This window comes from Spirochaetales bacterium, from assembly GCA_016930085.1.
Lineage (GTDB): Bacteria > Spirochaetota > Spirochaetia > SZUA-6 > JAFGRV01 > JAFGHO01.
Genome location: JAFGHO010000020.1, coordinates 1 through 16,750, shown reverse-complemented (window position 1 = coordinate 16,750; position 16,750 = coordinate 1). Strand labels below are relative to the sequence as shown.

Sequence of the window (16,750 nt, the reverse complement as noted above, 5' to 3'; positions counted from 1 at the left end):
GGATGCCGGACAGCTTCCGTCGCCGAAATATGTATATACGCTGTCAGTCCCTGCCCCCGCTGCTTTTTGTGCTTCCGATCTGAAAAATCAATTCGAAGACATTGATCACAAGCAGTATTCCGGCCAGTGTCCAGAGGAACACCGACCCCTGAAGGGGGAGAACCAAATTCCCGAATAAAAGCCAGAATGTCAGGACGATCCCGCCGCACAGATTGATGCTTACCGCACCGATCAGCCCCAGACCGGTGAAACGGCTTTTTTCTTTTTTCAAAGCTTCGATAACCAGGGCGACGGCGACACCGGCAAGAACGCCCCCCAATATATTCGGATAAAAAGAAGTATTCGTCTGAGGAACACCCAGAAAATTCGAAACAAAAGGAAACATAAGCAGAAGTCCGCCCAACACGGCATTGATTAAGGCATCGATAAGCAGGGTAATTCTTTTACGCATATTCATCTCCTTTTCGATACAAACACCGCATTGTTTTCATCTATCCTCATCAAGTGTTACCAAGGGTTTCCGTTTGCCGTCATTGCAGCCAAATCCGTCTTTCATCCGCATGCCTCCCTCATCATGTACATGGTAAATCCCTATTTTTTTACAAGCATGTATAAACCGATTAATATGATGATACTCCCGAATATCTTCCGTAAGATTTCATTCGACAGATTAATCGCGATTTTCGACCCGAGCAGCCCGCCGATAAAAAAACCGATACAGATCAGTGAAGCCACCTTGACATCGACAAGACCTTTCGTGTAATAGGTGTAGGCAGCGAGCAGCCCTATCGGCGGCACCAGAAGCGCCAGGGTCGTACCCTGGGCCTGCTGCTGCGTAAATCCGAATAAGAATATCAAAGACGGCACAATAATGACACCTCCGCCTATGCCGACGACACCGCTTATCGTTCCCGAAAACAAACCCAGAATCAGGTATAAAATGACTTTTACCATTTTCTTGCCCCCTCATTGTTTCAAATAAAAAAGCGGGAATTAACCCATGTCATTAACGACAACCTGTTTTCAATAGATGCTATGCATCTCCGGTATGATGTTACCATGATAAAAGAATAATGTATCTGTTTCAATCCTTATTGTTTACGTGACGGTACGGAAAGGGTTGAATTATCCATAGAGCAAAGCGGTACCGAAGTACACGACTATCTCAGGTGTCCCGGAAATAACGATATATCAAACTATGCTGAAGGGATGCCGGGCGCACTAAAAAAAGAGTCCGGAACGATTCACCCGGACTCTTCAATGATTCCCATAAAAGAAAGGAAATTCCTGTTCCGATATGAGTCAGCAGTCGAATCCGTTTACCAGACCCACATAGTACTGTGCGATAAGCAACGCATCGACGATATTGATCGACCCGTCGCAATTTGAATCCGCACGGGACTGAATAAAATTATCCGGCGACAATCCCACATAAAACTGGGCGACCATCAGGGCATCGACGATGTTGATCGTCCCGTCCCCGTTCACATCACCGGTTACGGATGACGGAACCTGTGTCTGTGCCGGGGGATTCGTGGGCGGATTGCTCGGTGGTGGAGTCTCTGCGGGCGGGTTGGTGGTTCCGCCGTCGTCACAGACACCGATAAATGTCCAGACTTGATTGTCATTGGAATATTCTTCCGGGTTCTCTCCTTTTGAATACCAGTTGTTTTGATATACCCGGCCGTTGTACTGGACCCTCGTTCCGGTCTGATCGTAGACGTCATTCGCGTTCCAGACGGGGATATTCACGCAACTACCCGCGCTCGGCGGCGGCTGTGTCGGGTCTGGTTGCGTCGACGGCGGTTGATAACCGCCCCCGAATATCGAGCATTCGACCGCCTTCGATTTCAGGCCATTGGCGCCATTGACAATACGATCCCCCCAGCTGGAAAGACTCGAGGCATTCCAGTTGTTGACCATATCGAGGTACTCGACGCCCCCGCCATTGCCGCACCACGACCAGCCGATATACCCGATATTGTATTCGACGGCCCGGTACATGATCGAATCCTCGTCCGGGTCGCCGTCCGAATGATCCCACCCGAACTCACCGATGATCAGGGGCAATCCCTGATCCTTGATCGTCTTTATGTAACTGTTGATCGTATCGTCCTTCTTGTATACGCCGTACATATGAATGGATAACATTGTGTTTCCCGTCGAGTCGGCATTGTAAATGGATTGGGCGTTGTCCCGCATGATATGCTCCCAATCCTGACCCCAGTTCGGGGCGTCGACGACCAGGGTATGGTCGAATCCGGCGCTTCGCATCGACTGGATGGCGTTCCTGGTATCGTTTACCCAGGCCGATGCATTGGTGTTTCCGTAGGGCTCGTTACCGATATTGATGAGAACATAATCCTCCTCGCCGTCGAGAACACTTTTAATTTCCCTCCAGTAACTGACGGCGGTCGCGAGCGAAACCGCACCCGATTTCTCACCGTAACCGGTCGTATCGTGACATTCAAGCATGGCGACGAGCCTGTTCGATTTACATATGCTGATGATATTCTGAACATCGGCGGCTTCACTTTTGGGCCATCCCTCGCCGTGCTGCCCCGCACTCAGGACCACGCGGACGGTATTGGCACCGGCCCGTTTAATATCCGCCAACGCGCTCGTCCTGTCCGTATACCAGCAGTGGGCATGGCTGATGCCGTACATGACAAATTGATTCCCGTTTCCATCATACAGCCATCCATTGTTCACGCGAAATCCCACATAGGCCTGTAATCCGGTACAGAAAAAAATAAATAAGAAAAGACAAATGAAAATTATCCGGCTTTTATTTTTTTTCATCACTCCCTCCATTTACATTCAAATTTTCTTAATTCCCGCCCGCAACTAAACCGGTTTAGTTGCGTTGCGCTATACACCCTTTTTTATAATGCGGCCTTATGGTATCATATTATCGTAGAAAATGCAAGCTTTTTTAAAATTCAAGCGGTTTCCCGTACCGCTTGCGCGGTATAAAAAATCACCGTATCTCAGTAACTCAGGACGGCATCATTTATTCTTTGATTCCCGTCTTCCGTTATCGCTTTTCCATGGCCGGGACAAATGATCTGAATGTCAAAAGCCTTGAGTTTTTTTACCGATTCATACAATTCATGATCATCCTGGTTATATATGCCGCGTGCTATCCGTAATCCCTTTTCATTAAGCAGGCAATCACCTGAAAAAAGTATCTTTTCTTTCTTTTGATACAACGCGATACTCCCCGGCGTGTGACCGGGTGTGTGTATCACCTCGAGTCCGCCGTATACATCGATAATATCCCCGCCGGCGACTTCCCTGTCGATAACGATCGTTTCCGTTTTCATGAGAAGATGCAGGAACGACCACAATAGCTTTTTATACAACCGACTGTATTCCATTTTCTTTTTATTTTCAAGATATTGTCTCTCATCCTTATGCGCAATGATTCGTGCATTTGAGGCCCTTTTTATTGCATTGAGGTTGGCCGTATGGTCGATATGACAATGGGTGAGGATAATAGTCGAAATCCGTTTCATTTTTATGTTCATTTCATCCAGCTGCCGTTCGATAACGGCCATATCGCCGATGAATCCCGAATCAATGAGAATGACAGAGCCGTTATCGACGAGGACATACACCTGCCCGCTTTTGAGTTTCTCTACCTGAAAGACATTATCTTTTATCCTGATCATCTCCTCCTCCTCTTTTCATATGTTTTACCGGAAGCGGCTCGTACTTGCCGGGCGAATACCCCGTGATCAATAACCGGACAATCGCCTCATACCCGATAGTATCGCGTGAATGGCAATCCCGAGTCAATCTCACGGTGAAAAAGAAATCTGTTACCTTTTCGTTTCCCCATTGTTTCTTTTTACAATACCTCCGGGAGAATATTCATTATATGCGGTATCTCATGATTGATTCAACATGGTATTTCCTGTAGTATGGAAGTAAGGTATGCTCGTGAAAACAAATAGACTTTTAATGACTATGATCATACGAAGCACTTTCATCCTCACTGTTTTCCTGCTGCTTTATTCATGCGGCGGTTCGTCGAATCCGGGGAAGAATCCAAATAGCGGCGATCGGAAAAAGCCGGACACCCCGCCCGTTATCAGTGTTTACCGCGCGGATATTACGCAGATACTCGAAGAAAACGGAGAGATCGCACCGGAAACGAGTGCGGAAGTCAAATCACGAATCAGCGGAAGGGTGGCCGAAATACTTGTCGATGAAGGCGATTATGTCGAGAAAAACGACGTTATCGCAAAAATAGAACCGGATCTCGAACAGGCGAGAATCATTACCTCACTCGTGAACAACCTCAAGGAAAAAGAAATCGCGATGACCAACATGAAGGCCGAATACGAACAAAAGAAACAATTGTACGAAAAGGGTTTTATTTCAAGAAGCGAATTTCAGAATACCGAGGACGCGCTTTCGCTTGCGGAAATGGAATACAATGCGAGTTATGAAGAATACACTCTCTTTAAGAGCGAAATCGGCTCCCATTCAAGCATTACCGTTGAAAGGTTATCCATTCTCTCCCCCCTGGCCGGGATCGTCCTCATAAGGGATGTCGAAGAGGGAGAACTGATTAGCGGCGAATCATCGTCCAGAAGCGGAACACTTCTGTTTACGATCGCCGATCTGCGCAGACTCGTCATACGAGTTTCGATCAATGAGGTCGATATTTACAAAATCGATACGGGCAACACGGCGGACATCCTCATCGCCGCCAATCCGCAGGGCGCCTATACCGGAACGGTGACAAAAATATCGCCGTACGCGATCGACGAAAAAGGAATAAAGGTATTTTCCACGGAAATCATGCTTTCCGAACAGGACACGAAATTACGCCCCGGCATGAGCGCGGTCGTCCGTATAGCGATCAACGCGAGGAAAAACGTGCTCGCAATCCCGGTCACCGCACTTTTTATCGAAGACAACAGGGAATACGTGATCGTTCCCGCGGAGGGAAACGGCATCAACAAACGGTTCGTTAAACGGGGGATCAATGACAGCCGGCATGTGGAAATCACGGAGGGACTGAGCGAAGGAGACAAAATATACAGCGATATTCCCTATCAACTGCTCGGCAAGAACGGTGGCACCATCCCCGCATACAATATGAGAAAAGAGTTTTGATGCTTATCCGGTGCGCAAACGTATCAAAGTCATATTTTATCGGCCGTATCGAGGTAAGGGCGCTGACCGGTATCAGTCTGGATATCGAAGCCGGGTCGTTTATCGCAATCGTGGGACCGTCGGGAAGCGGCAAATCGACCCTCATGAACATCATAGGCTGTCTCGATGTCCCGACGGAGGGAAGCTATTTTCTCGACGGAATCGATATTTTCGGCGAAGGAAAAAGAAAACTCTCATACATACGAAACAAAAAGATAGGGTTCATATTTCAAAACTTCAACCTCCTGCCCCGCTACAATGTTTACCATAACGTGGAACTTCCCCTCATTTACTCCGGGCTGAACAGAAGCGAAAGAAAGAGGAGGGTGCACGCGGCAATCGAACAGGTGGGTCTTTCTGACAGGATAAAGCACAGGCCGAACGAACTTTCGGGCGGAGAAAAACAGCGTGTGGCGATCGCCCGCGCGCTGGTGAACGAACCCGCTATAATTCTGGCCGATGAACCAACCGGCAACCTCGATACTGTCACGGGCGGGGAAATAATCGGTATTTTCCGCAGACTCATCGACAATTGTCGTACTATCATCTTGGTCACGCACGACATCGCCGTTTCCGAAAGGGCGGAGCGTCAGGTGATGATTGTCGACGGGAGAATAAGGGGGGATGAACGGTCATGAAAACACTCCTCCTCACGGTCCTCGAATCCATCCTTACGGGAATAAAAGAGATTTTTCATAACAAAACACGCTCGTTGCTTACCATGCTCGGTATTACTCTGGGGGTCGCCTCCCTCATCACCATGGCGAGTATCGTCGAAGGGGCGAAAATAAGTACGATCGAGATCATGAACCAGTGGGGAGGGTTGAACAATATCCGTCTTTCGTATTCCGGTGAAGAGACAGCGGGTACGGGAAACCTCACTTTTGGCGCCAAACGGACCGGCATCACCTTCGAGGATGTGGAGGTCCTCTTTAAAAACCACTCCGATATCATCGATGTTATCTCCCCGCTGGTCAGGGAATGGGCGCTGGTGAAGCGGGCGGACCGGGCACTTCATGTCAACCGTATCATCGGTATTACCCCCGCATTCATGAAGGCCGAACAATATGAAATCGAAAGCGGACGCGAACTGACGCAATTCGACGACTGGTCGCTTGCACGGGTCTGCGTCATCGGCACGGTAATCCGGGGCGAGTTATTTTCCGAATACGAAGATCCCGTCGGTCAGCGGATCGACGTCGAAGGTGTTCCCCTCACTGTTGTCGGGATTTTCAAGCACTATCAGATGACCGACCCGTTGAGACCGGTGAAAAAGGCTGAGGAAAAACCGAAAACAAATATTCCGCAATACGCAATCAAAAAGGAGCCGGAAACGGATTCCTCGGGAAGACGCGGGTTCTGGAGGAAATACGGACAGGGGAATGTCCTCTGGTTCAAGAACTACATTATCTGCGTTCCGTTTTCGATCATACAGATACTGTACCGGGGAGAAAATACGATCGATCAGGTCAATATCCTATTAAAAAGTCCGGATAATCTCACGGAAAAGGTCGAGCTGATGAGTAAAACGCTGAAGGAAAGCAGGGGTGTCGAGGATTTCGAAATAAACACGGCGGCCGAAAATTACGAGATGATGAATAAACAGATCGGTCTTTTCAATATTGTGCTGGGCAGTATCGCGGCAATCGCCCTGATTGTCGGCGGTATCGGTATCATGAACGTGATTCTCGCTTCGATCTCACAGCGGATACGGGAGATCGGCGTCCGGAAAAGCGTCGGCGCGAGCGATCTCGACATATTCATCCAGTTCATTATCGAAACCGTTATCCTGGCTTTGTGCGGAGGATTTGCCGGTATACTCCTCTCGTTTTTATCGGCGTCACTGCTTTCACTGCTTTCCGGTCTTGCCGCGTCGATCTCCGTCGGATCGATCATGCTTGCCCTTCTCTTTTCGTGCTTTATCGGCATAATATTCGGTATTTATCCCGCCATAAAAGCCTCACGGCTTCACCCCATTACCGCGCTGAGGTATGAATAATGGTAAAATATTTATACATTTCATGCTTTCTTTTATGTATCTGCGGCCCTTGTCAGGGACTATCGATCTCCGATATTCCCGGTATCCTGCTTGAAAATTCGAAAGAACTGAAAACAAAACAACTCGATCTCATTGCCATGCGACTCGAGGTTCGCAACCAGCCATTTACCTATCTCCCCGATCTCCAGCTTTCATACACGGGAGGAATCACCCGGCCCTTTACGGATGATTTTTCACACAATCATGCCGTCGAGCTTTCCTCTTACCTCAACCTATCGGACGTAAAGGTGTTTGAAAACCGGATACAGCGGATGGAATACGAACGAATGCTTCTCGAATACGAATTGCTCTCCCAACAGCTTCTCTATGAAACACTCGAACTGTATGTCGATGTACTCAAAAAACAGTTCGCTCTCACGCTGGCGGAGACTTCGGAAACCGCTTCGAAACTCAACTACGAGTATGCGCTTTCCAAAAACAGACAGGGGAGTATTTCCGATATCGAGTTGCTGAACGCGGAAGCGGATTACGACAACAGCATTTATGTTAGCAGGAAAAGCAGACTCGACTATGATATCGCCCTCTCCTCTCTCCGGAAAAAACTTGGAGACCGTGAACTCGGCGCGGTGGAAGAACCTGAAAAACGCTTTGCCTATATCGGTTTCGAAGATATTGAAGAAAAGGCGCCGTTATCCGGTGAGGTGTCATCGCTCTCAATCAAGACGGGGGAAAAAGAGCTCGCGATCCTTAAAATGAAAAAAGTCCTTGCAGAGCGGAACAGGTGGCTTCCCTCACTCAACCTTGGACTTTCACTCACCTATGACCGCTATGACTATAATTCGACAATCGAGCGGTGGGTGGGCCGTGAACCGAAACTCGACACCTCGTTGAGTTTTACCGCGACCTTTCATCTATTTTCCCAGAACCGGCTGCGCATCAATGCCGAAAAAAGCGAGCTGGCCATTCAAAAAGCCCTTATCGAACTTGAATCGGCCAGGACAAACGTTACAGATGATCTTGCCGAAATCGTCGATCTGCACAACAGAAGCGTCGACCTGCTCAATATCTCGAAAAAAAGGGTCGCCAGCGCTCAAAAGGAATATGATAAAAAGCAGGAAAGCTTCAACCTCGGCCTCATCCCGGTACTCGATCTCTATGAAACGCGGGACAGGTATCTGGAGAAGGAGAAGGAATCGAAATTTTTCGGCCTCGACATCATTCTTCTCAGGGCGCGAATAGGGCTTTTATTGGGAGAAACCTTTCTGTTTCTGGAAATCGATACCACGGAAACTTGAGTCAGAAACGTCTTTTTTGTCGTCTTCTTTTCATGAACTGGCAGCCTTTTAGCCATAACGGAAACAAAAAAGGGATGATAAAACCAATATCGGGTGGGTCTGAATGCGCGGCCCTGCTGTACCCGTCATCAATGAGGGCATGGATACGTATCTCTCCCATGAACTCATCCGGTTGGGCACGGACAAAGGCGATATCATCCGGTCCGTCCGGAGGATAATGCTCCGATAATCTTCCGTAATAGCTTTTCCGGAAACGGGAGAGAGTGAGTTCGTTTCCCGGCGCTGCAAGATCGGCAATAAATGGACAATCATTCCCCGTCAAATGAACGCGACGCTGCCGCCAGAAAGTATCGGAGGGAAGCGACCCGTCCGTCGAAAGACCGATTTCGGCGAGTATTCCATCACACACTGCCATAAAGGCTTCATCGTGCATCGCATCACCTGACCAGTACGGCCTCCCGAAAGTTATTCTATTTTGCACTTCCCACTCATCCATCCACGGCGTATCCCGGTCAAGGAGGAAAACTTCCCCGGCATTAAAGAACATTTCCGCCCGGTAATCCCTGACCTCGCCTGCGGGTTCAATAGGTATATCGGAACAGATATAAAGAAGAAGATCGAGTGTTTCGCCCGACCCGGGACCGGAAACCTTCATTGGAAAAAAAGCTTCTTCGGCAGGGAAGGTGACACTGACGCCGCTATGGAAAGCCGACCCGGTGTTTTCACGGCCCGTGATCAGGAGAATACTGAAGCCGTCCTCTCGTTCGTAATGACCGAACACATCCCTGTATTCATCGGGCAGAAAGCCGAAGGAATGATCCGGAAACCATCCGGATATCTGATCAACCGTTCCGGAAACCAGATAAAAAGAGAGGTTTTCCGTCACCTTCTCCGACCAGAGTATATCATCGATCCCCGTTTCCTCTGTCTCCGAATCCGAAACACGGCCATCCGCATCCATGGATGCGGATGAAACAAAACAACTGAAAACAGTATAACTCATACCCCCGGAATATTCTCTTCTGTATGTCTTCAATGTGAGAACGGGGGCGGAGAAATCGTTCAGGCGGTCGAACTCCGTTCCACCGCCGAGAACCTCATCGACATGATCGTATATATATTGACTGAAATCAGAAGGGACATATGGAATCGGGATGAACCAGGCAAAGCTTCCCCGTATCCACTCCGTTTTCGCTTCGACCACAAGTCTCTCGAGTCCATTCGATTCATCATAATAGAGAAAAGCACGTTGGGCGTGTTCTGTTATAGGCCTGCTTGCCTCTCCTTGTTCGATCAATTCGATGAAAAATCCGCCGTCCGCAGCGGCAGATTGAAGCATAATCATGGTGAAAACAGAAAAGATAAAAAACGTTTTCATTTTCATATACATTCTCCTTTACCTGCTACAAACGTAAATTCCATTTTATTGTATCATATCCTGTATGAAAATCATCATTTTTTAAAAAAAATGTTTGACACAATTGTACTAATGTATTATATTTTTATTGTACTAATACAATAGGACAATTTGTCGAAAACAATTGCCTGTGAAAAAAATCTTAAATACCAGGCGATGTTGGTGTCGACGTAAAAAGACAAGGAGGTATCTATGAAAGCAGAAGAACGCATTATGGGTTTTCTTGGCAATATTGTTGTCAAATACCATAAAATCATCCCGTTTATCGCGGGGGCACTTATCGTACTTTCAATCCTGGCCGCAATGAACCTCGAACTCAAAACCGAATTGAAGGACATGATGCCGGAAAACAATCCGAAAATTAAAATGTATACGGAGCTCGACGAACTCTTTTCCGGTGGTTCCATGATCATGATCACCTTCGAGGGAACGGACAAGGCCGCCATGGCGACGGCGGCCGAACGATTCGCTTCAGAAGTGAGAAACAGTGAAAGCCTGATGAAAAACATCAGAAGCATCAATCTCAAAATGGACAGGTCATTCATCCGCGAGTGGGGCCTTCTCCTCCAGAAAGCGGAGGATCTCGAAAAAACGGAGGACTCATTCAGGGAACTCAACCTGCTTCCTTTTATCACCTCATTAAACGATTCCTTTGAAGAAACATATACCGGAGAAGAGGCGGAGGAGGAAATCGACACAAGGAAGCAGGAGAACGAGGCTGTGGGCATGCTGAACCAACTCCAGACATTCTTTACCCTGTTGAGGGAATACATATCGGAGCCCGCCGGAAACGACGATACGCTCGAGCGAGAAGGGAATATACTGGCGGAAAGCTTTCTCTATGGCGACGAGTACGGATTCAACTACGACAATACTATGCTTATGTTCACCATTTCTCCGGATTTCAATGCCATCGAGATCGAGAAGATAAAAGAGATGATGAGTGAAATAAAGGCGATAAGGAAAACGGTTCAAATGGATTTCCCGGGACTCGCGGTCGGTTATACCGGTGATATCGCGGTCCAGGGGGACGAACAGGATGCCTTGAGTATGGACATGACCGTTCCCGCTTACGTGGCGCTCCTTCTCATTCTCGTGCTTTTCATCTTTTCGTTCAAACAGATTCGCGCGATTCTCTTTGTCGTCATCTCCCTGGTTATCGGGATAATATTCAGTTTCGGGGTGCTGGGAGTCACCATCGGTGTCGTCAACATCCTCACCAGCATGATGTCCGTTCTTCTTATCGGACTCGGCGTCGACTACGGCATCCAGATCATTGCCAACTTCAATACCTACCGGGCCGATGGTCTCGACTCGAAGGACGCGATCACCAGTACATTCAGAAAAGCGGGTCTCGGCATTATCCTTGCCGCGCTGACCACGGCGATCGGGTTCTTCGTTCTTGCCGCAACGGGGACAAAGGCCTTTGCGCAGTTCGGTATCGTCATGGGAATCGGCATTATCATGTGCCTCATCGCGATGATCTTTATCCTCCCCTCACTGCTCCTCTGGTTCGGGAAGAAAAAGGAATTCGAAAAAACGAAAATCCCCAAGATCGATTTCGACTTTCTCGGATCGATCGGAAAATCGATCTTCAAACACAGATGGACCGCCCTTGCCGTCAGTCTCATCCTCACCGCCGGATTCGTCCTTTCAGCCGTCTTCCTCAACGAATACGAATACGACATTCTGAAACTGGAGCCGCAGGATATGCAATCGATCGTCCAGTACAGAAAGATCATCGACAAGTACGATATCAATCCGTTCGCGTCAATGTATATCGCGGAGAGTATCGAAGAGGCTCGCGAGTTGACGGAAAAACTCGAGGACGAAAAACTCGTTGCGGAGGTGAGTTCCATCTCGCAGCTTATTCCCCCGGCCGACGAACTCGAAGAACGGCTTGCCGCGGTCCGGGAGATACGGAACATGGGGAAGCGTTATACCGATTTCACCTTCACGTCGGACACAGTCGACGCTTTTATCGAACAGCTTGACAGACTCGAGGATAACGTCATCGAAATCGGCCAACTCTCGGTAGCGGGACTTGGAGAAGAGAACAAAATCGTGAAAAAGCGAGACAGGATGATCAGGGAAATCCTCGGCGCCGAAGTGGGCGAACCGGGGGACGAGGTCTTTCAGAAACTTATTGCACTGTTGAGGGAAGACAAAACAAAGGCAGCCGAACGGCTCACGGCGATAGACGGCTTTTTTGCCGAAGCAATGGACTCACTTGTCTCCGAAATGGCCGATATTCCCGCAGACACGACACAGCAAGACATCCTTAACGCCTTGCCCGAAGAATACAAAAAGGGCTTTTTCGATAAAAGCGGGACAAAGAACCTCATTACCATCTATCCCGGCCAGAAATTGTTCGAGAACCTCAAAAATATGGAGCGATTCAATGACAGGATGGCAAGGATATCGCCGAAGATCACCGGTACCGTGCAGATCTCCATCGAGTGGATGAAGGAGTTCAATGAAGCGACCCCAAAAGCGATGCTCTTCATCTTTCTCGCGGTGCTCCTCTTCCTCGTTCTCACCTTCAGAAATCTGAAATACACGATATTCGCGAGCATTCCCCTTGTTGTCGGGATGATATGGATGCTCGGCATGTACCCCCTCTTCGGCTTCAAACTGAACATGGTGAATGTTCTTGTTATACCGCTTATCATCGGGATGGGAATCGATTTCGGAATTCATATCGCACACCGCTACATGATGGAGGAGGACATCGAGACCACCTACCGTTATACGGGAAAAGGGGTACTGCTTTCGGCGCTTACCACCATGATCGGGTTCGGTTCACTCGGACTCATCGGCAACTTTCCGTCCATAAGTACTATGGGGTCGATTCTCTTTTTCGGGATTACCGCCTGTCTGCTCACGACCCTTATCATTCTTCCGGCCCTGCTTTCGTTCATAAAGACGAAACATCCCTCAGGCAGGGGTCCGGCACGGCCCGCCGTAACGGCGAAAAACACGAAAACATGAAAAGAAGGAGGTTGATCATGAAACAGATCAAAACAACAATAATCGGTGTGATACTTTTTTTTATTCAGCCGGTACTTTTTTACGGGGAAGAGGACGCACTCGCGATCATCAGGAAAATGGAAGAGATGCATAATGCGGATTCGAGCAAAACGGAACTCACCATGCTGATCTACCCCGATGTTCACGACAAGGAGACGTACCGTTCCATGAAAGTGCTTTCCTACAGCAAAGGGGACGAGGATTCCTATATGGTTTTCCTCACACCGAAAACGATCAAAGGACTGAGTATTCTTTCAAAGGGCGGCGACCAGTGGGTCTATTTCCCCTCGACGGGACGCGTTCGAAAGATCGCGGCCAAATCAAAGGGGGAATCGGTCAAAGGCGTGGGCGGCGATTTCTCATACGAAGACATGGGCGGCGGTAAATTCGAGGAAAAATACGGCCTTGCCGTTACAGCAAGTTACAACGATAAATGGGTAATCCGGGGAATACCGAAAGACAAAGATTCCGTATATTCGATGGTCGTCATCCATGTGGGGAAAAAAGACTACCTGATTCAAAAGGTCGAATACTACACGGAAGAAGACGGGCACTACAAGGACCTTATCATGAAGGAAGTAAAAAAGGTCGGGGACCGGCTTATGCCGACGCAGATGATCATGGCGAACCTCGTCAAGGAAAGCATGACCGTCATCATCACCAACGCGGCCGAATACGATGTTCCGATCGACGACAAATACTTCAACCCGAACAGGTTTTACAAATAACCGGGACGGGATGCCTGATGACGGTAAGCCGTACGGCTTACCGTCATCAGGTGACACTTTTTCAAGGAGGCTGTCATGAAAAAACTGATAATAGCGATTGCGGCGATCTGTTTCGTATACTCACTACCCCTCGCCGCACAGAACGACGATAATGAAGATCTTTTTTCCCTCCCTGAGGATTTTGATATCCCAAACGATGTTTCCGACGAAATCACGGAAGAAAAATTCGGACTGTACGGGTATCTGGTAAACCTTCTCAACGTGAATATCAATATGAACGGGGACCGGTTCGATAACGCCGATTTCGGCGACACCGTCTATCTTCGACTCAAGGGGGACTGGAATCCGGGCGAACACCTCTCCTTCCACGCAGAACTCTCCTACATAGCGCAGTTCGGGAACCAGAACCCGATGGTTTTTTTCGAATCCGCCGGGCTTCCGCCATTGGTACCCCAGGAGAATTTTCCCCTCGACGACTTTGTCCAATCACTCACCGTCGATCACTTCTACGGCACGGTGAGTTTCCGGCAATGCGACATACGGTTCGGTAAAATGCCGATCGCCTGGGGAACCGGCTACGCGTTCAATCCCACACAAAAAACGAGCCTTTCGCCGTTTATGGATACGGTGTCCGAGGAAACCCCGGGCACGTACGGCATCTCCCCGGGAGTTTCCATTACCGACCGGCTCGCGATCCAGGGATACGTCGCTTTTCAGGACAAGACACACAAACTGAATGCGGTGACAGGCGACGCGGATTGGGATAATCTTCCCTACGGCATCAAGATCAAGGGAATCATCGGGGCGTTCGATCTTTCGGCCGGCTGGATAAAGGAAGTGATTGCCCTCCCCAATCCGTTACCGCCGCCCCTCATTGAGGAATACCGGAGATCTTATTACATCGGCGCGGATTTTGCCGGTGCGGTCTGGGATTTCGGCGTGTATGGGGAAGCCGCCTTTCTGCTTCCGCAAAACCCGGACCGCGAATTCGACTTCGAAGGTTATGATTTCGAGGACCTTATCGAGGTCGCGTGCGGCTTCGATTATACCATTCCCGTTATTGACGTCGATGCGCGATGCGAATACTACCACCAGGGATCGGGGACCGCCGACAAGGACGATTATGACGCGACTAAAATCCTTTCCGGCGAACAGGTCCTCCAGGCGGAGGATTATCTCTTCTTCTTTCTCGAAAAGACCTTCCTCGATTACTACAGTATTTCGACTGCGGGATTCGTCAACCTGAACGACGGAAGTCTGGCGATCGTCCCGTCGTTCGCATACGATATGTACGGCAACTTTCAGGTCGAATGCGGCGGCATGATTTTCTTCGGGCCGGACGGAAGCGAATTCAACGGGGAGTATACAGTCGATTATGGAGTCCCGATCGATATCGATCTGATCCAACCCGGCTTTTATCTACGGGCAAAACTCAGTTTTTAACGCGGAAAAGACGGGCCGGACCCGAGGTATCCTTACGAAAGCCGGTTCCGGCCGGCTTTTATTCGTCGATTGGACGATACAATATGAATATAAAAAGGAGAAAGCCGCACGCTATTCTCCTTTTCTTTTCTCTGCGCTTCAGTCTTCCGTATCGGATAAAAAGACCGCCGCACCCCTGGCGAAAGTAAAAAAAATCCTCTTGCTTTATCCCCCCTTTTTTAGTACTAATTAATCATCGATTATTATATATAAATGGAGTAAATGATGGCAAAATCAAAGGTAGCAATTTTAAGAACGAATCCCCGAACGGTACTCGATGATTATATACGGCTTTTCGAACTCGCGGACGGTCCAAAAAGCCTTAAAAAAGGAGTGACGACGATCCTCAAGGACAATATCAGCTGGCACTACCCATTCCCGTCCGCGAACACCACCCCATGGCAGCTCGAAGGTTCGATCCTCGCATTGAAGAAACACGGGTTCAGTGATCTGTGCTGCGTACAGAACAAGACGGAGGTTACCGACGCGTACAAGGGTGAACGGCTCAACAAATATTCGGAGGTATTCAGGGCGCACAATGTCGACGTTCTCTATAATTTCAAGGGGAAAGACATGAAATGGATCGTCTACAAACCCAAGGCAAAGATGCACGCACTCAATAACGTCTATGGTTCGAGAATCAGAATCCCCGATTATTTCATAGGGAAAAATATCGTTCACCTGCCCACGGCAAAATGCCATATCTATACCACGACGACCGGGGCGATGAAAAATGCCTTCGGCGGTCTTCTCAATCACAAGCGCCATCAAACCCATTACTATATTCATGAAACGCTCGTCGATCTTCTTTCCATATCAAGGGAAATACATCCGGGAATTTTCGCCCTTATGGACGGTACCACTGCGGGAAACGGAACCGGCCCCCGGATCATGAAGCCGGTTCAAAAAAACGTCATCCTCGCGAGCGAAGACCAGGTCGCCATCGATGCGGCGGCCGCGAAACTGATGGGTTTCAACCCAATGAACATCAAATACATCCGCCTTGCCCATGATTCGGGACTGGGAAAAGGCGACCCCTCGGAAATAGAATTGGTCGGGGATCAGGACGCGGCACGGGAAAACTGGCATTTTCATGTGGGCAGATGTTTCCATCAGTTTGCAGCGTGGATCACCTGGTTCGGGCCGACCCGGTTCCTGAAGGATTTTCTTACCAGACCGCCCGTTTTATACCTCGGCAACTTTTATTCGTTTTTCTATCACGATATCATGCATTGGCCGACAAGTAAAAGGGCCGTCTATAAACACTGGCGGCGGGAATCCGAATGGGGAAAGCTTTTTCGTGAGTACGGGGCAAAAGGCGCTTTAAGAAAATGATGACGCGTCCAGCACGACTCGAACGTGCGACCCACGGCTTAGAAGGCCGTTGCTCTATCCAGCTGAGCTATGGACGCAGATATTTGTTCATGATATGACAGACAGCACGATCGGGATGGCAGGACTTGAACCTGCGATCTCATGGTCCCAAACCATGCGCCTTAGCCACCTAGGCCACATCCCGAAAACATGTCTATATGTACACTTTTTTTGATCCTGCGTCAAGTACTGCGTCAAGTACTGCGTCAAGTACTGCGTCAAGTACTGCGTCAAGTACTGCGTCAAGTACTGCGTC

The 16,750-nt window shown here is 48.9% G+C and carries 13 protein-coding genes and 2 tRNA genes; 8 read left to right on the top strand and 7 right to left on the bottom strand.

From position 1 onward, the window contains the following. Window positions 1–43: 43 nt before the first annotated feature. The 4 genes from JW881_03645 to JW881_03630 form a co-directional block, all read right to left on the bottom strand. Window positions 44–451, bottom strand: a complete 408-nt coding sequence (locus JW881_03645; protein MBN1696587.1) for a hypothetical protein — start codon at window positions 449–451, stop codon at window positions 44–46. Between the two features lie 140 nt (window positions 452–591). Then, complete coding sequence (locus tag JW881_03640; protein MBN1696586.1) at window positions 592–954, bottom strand: sulfite exporter TauE/SafE family protein; 363 nt, start codon at window positions 952–954, stop codon at window positions 592–594. A gap of 348 nt (window positions 955–1,302) precedes the next feature. Then, window positions 1,303–2,802, bottom strand: coding sequence for a cellulase family glycosylhydrolase (locus JW881_03635; protein MBN1696585.1), 1,500 nt, complete (start codon window positions 2,800–2,802; stop codon window positions 1,303–1,305). 188 nt (window positions 2,803–2,990) lie between these two features. Next, window positions 2,991–3,674, bottom strand: a complete 684-nt coding sequence (locus JW881_03630; GenBank protein ID MBN1696584.1) for an MBL fold metallo-hydrolase — start codon at window positions 3,672–3,674, stop codon at window positions 2,991–2,993. Window positions 3,675–3,945: 271 nt separating this feature from the next. Here JW881_03630 and JW881_03625 point away from each other — a divergent pair, with 271 nt between their 5' ends. Genes JW881_03625 through JW881_03610 form a run of 4 tightly spaced genes read left to right on the top strand, consistent with a single transcriptional unit; the run spans window position 3,946 to window position 8,463 of the window. Continuing rightward, the gene (locus tag JW881_03625; protein MBN1696583.1) at window positions 3,946–5,130 is read left to right on the top strand and encodes an efflux RND transporter periplasmic adaptor subunit; all 1,185 of its coding nucleotides are present in this window, start codon (window positions 3,946–3,948) and stop codon (window positions 5,128–5,130) included. Beyond that, complete coding sequence (locus tag JW881_03620; protein ID MBN1696582.1) at window positions 5,130–5,807, top strand: ABC transporter ATP-binding protein; 678 nt, start codon at window positions 5,130–5,132, stop codon at window positions 5,805–5,807. Before JW881_03625 ends, JW881_03620 begins: the two co-directional genes overlap by 1 nt. Further along, window positions 5,804–7,168 (top strand): ABC transporter permease, encoded by a 1,365-nt coding sequence (locus JW881_03615; GenBank protein MBN1696581.1) that lies wholly within the window; start codon window positions 5,804–5,806, stop codon window positions 7,166–7,168. Before JW881_03620 ends, JW881_03615 begins: the two co-directional genes overlap by 4 nt. Then, window positions 7,168–8,463, top strand: a complete 1,296-nt coding sequence (locus JW881_03610) for a TolC family protein (protein ID MBN1696580.1) — start codon at window positions 7,168–7,170, stop codon at window positions 8,461–8,463. The genes JW881_03615 and JW881_03610 overlap by 1 nt, the downstream gene beginning before the upstream one ends. Window position 8,464: 1 nt before the next feature. Here JW881_03610 and JW881_03605 read toward each other — a convergent pair whose 3' ends face one another. Next, window positions 8,465–9,847: a hypothetical protein gene (locus JW881_03605; GenBank protein MBN1696579.1), complete on the bottom strand. Its 1,383-nt coding sequence runs from the start codon at window positions 9,845–9,847 to the stop codon at window positions 8,465–8,467. Window positions 9,848–10,072: 225 nt separating this feature from the next. On the opposite strand from JW881_03605, the gene JW881_03600 reads away from it, so the two are divergent. From JW881_03600 to JW881_03585, 4 genes are all read left to right on the top strand, one after another. Further along, window positions 10,073–12,871: an MMPL family transporter gene (locus tag JW881_03600; GenBank protein ID MBN1696578.1), complete on the top strand. Its 2,799-nt coding sequence runs from the start codon at window positions 10,073–10,075 to the stop codon at window positions 12,869–12,871. Between the two features lie 17 nt (window positions 12,872–12,888). Further along, a complete protein-coding gene (locus JW881_03595) occupies window positions 12,889–13,638 on the top strand; it encodes an outer membrane lipoprotein-sorting protein (protein MBN1696577.1) in 750 nt (249 codons plus the stop codon). A 75-nt stretch (window positions 13,639–13,713) separates the two neighbouring features. After that, window positions 13,714–15,081: a hypothetical protein gene (locus JW881_03590; protein MBN1696576.1), complete on the top strand. Its 1,368-nt coding sequence runs from the start codon at window positions 13,714–13,716 to the stop codon at window positions 15,079–15,081. Window positions 15,082–15,345: 264 nt separating this feature from the next. Beyond that, window positions 15,346–16,455, top strand: a complete 1,110-nt coding sequence (locus tag JW881_03585) for a DUF362 domain-containing protein (protein MBN1696575.1) — start codon at window positions 15,346–15,348, stop codon at window positions 16,453–16,455. Between the two features lie 3 nt (window positions 16,456–16,458). On the opposite strand, the gene JW881_03580 is transcribed toward JW881_03585, so the two are convergent. Together JW881_03580 and JW881_03575 are read right to left on the bottom strand one after the other, a co-directional pair. Further along, a tRNA-Arg gene (locus tag JW881_03580) sits at window positions 16,459–16,532 on the bottom strand. A 33-nt stretch (window positions 16,533–16,565) separates the two neighbouring features. Further along, window positions 16,566–16,639: transfer RNA gene (locus JW881_03575), tRNA-Pro, on the bottom strand. Window positions 16,640–16,750: the final 111 nt, after the last annotated feature.

Coding starts and splice junctions, on each gene's coding strand:
- JW881_03610 (MBN1696580.1), top strand. CDS start 7,168: ATGGTAAAATATTTATACATTTCATGCTTTCTTTTATGTATCTGCGGC.
- JW881_03630 (MBN1696584.1), bottom strand. CDS start 3,674: ATGATCAGGATAAAAGATAATGTCTTTCAGGTAGAGAAACTCAAAAGC.
- JW881_03600 (MBN1696578.1), top strand. CDS start 10,073: ATGAAAGCAGAAGAACGCATTATGGGTTTTCTTGGCAATATTGTTGTC.
- JW881_03620 (MBN1696582.1), top strand. CDS start 5,130: ATGCTTATCCGGTGCGCAAACGTATCAAAGTCATATTTTATCGGCCGT.
- JW881_03595 (MBN1696577.1), top strand. CDS start 12,889: ATGAAACAGATCAAAACAACAATAATCGGTGTGATACTTTTTTTTATT.
- JW881_03635 (MBN1696585.1), bottom strand. CDS start 2,802: ATGAAAAAAAATAAAAGCCGGATAATTTTCATTTGTCTTTTCTTATTT.
- JW881_03605 (MBN1696579.1), bottom strand. CDS start 9,847: ATGAAAATGAAAACGTTTTTTATCTTTTCTGTTTTCACCATGATTATG.
- JW881_03590 (MBN1696576.1), top strand. CDS start 13,714: ATGAAAAAACTGATAATAGCGATTGCGGCGATCTGTTTCGTATACTCA.
- JW881_03640 (MBN1696586.1), bottom strand. CDS start 954: ATGGTAAAAGTCATTTTATACCTGATTCTGGGTTTGTTTTCGGGAACG.
- JW881_03645 (MBN1696587.1), bottom strand. CDS start 451: ATGCGTAAAAGAATTACCCTGCTTATCGATGCCTTAATCAATGCCGTG.
- JW881_03585 (MBN1696575.1), top strand. CDS start 15,346: ATGGCAAAATCAAAGGTAGCAATTTTAAGAACGAATCCCCGAACGGTA.
- JW881_03615 (MBN1696581.1), top strand. CDS start 5,804: ATGAAAACACTCCTCCTCACGGTCCTCGAATCCATCCTTACGGGAATA.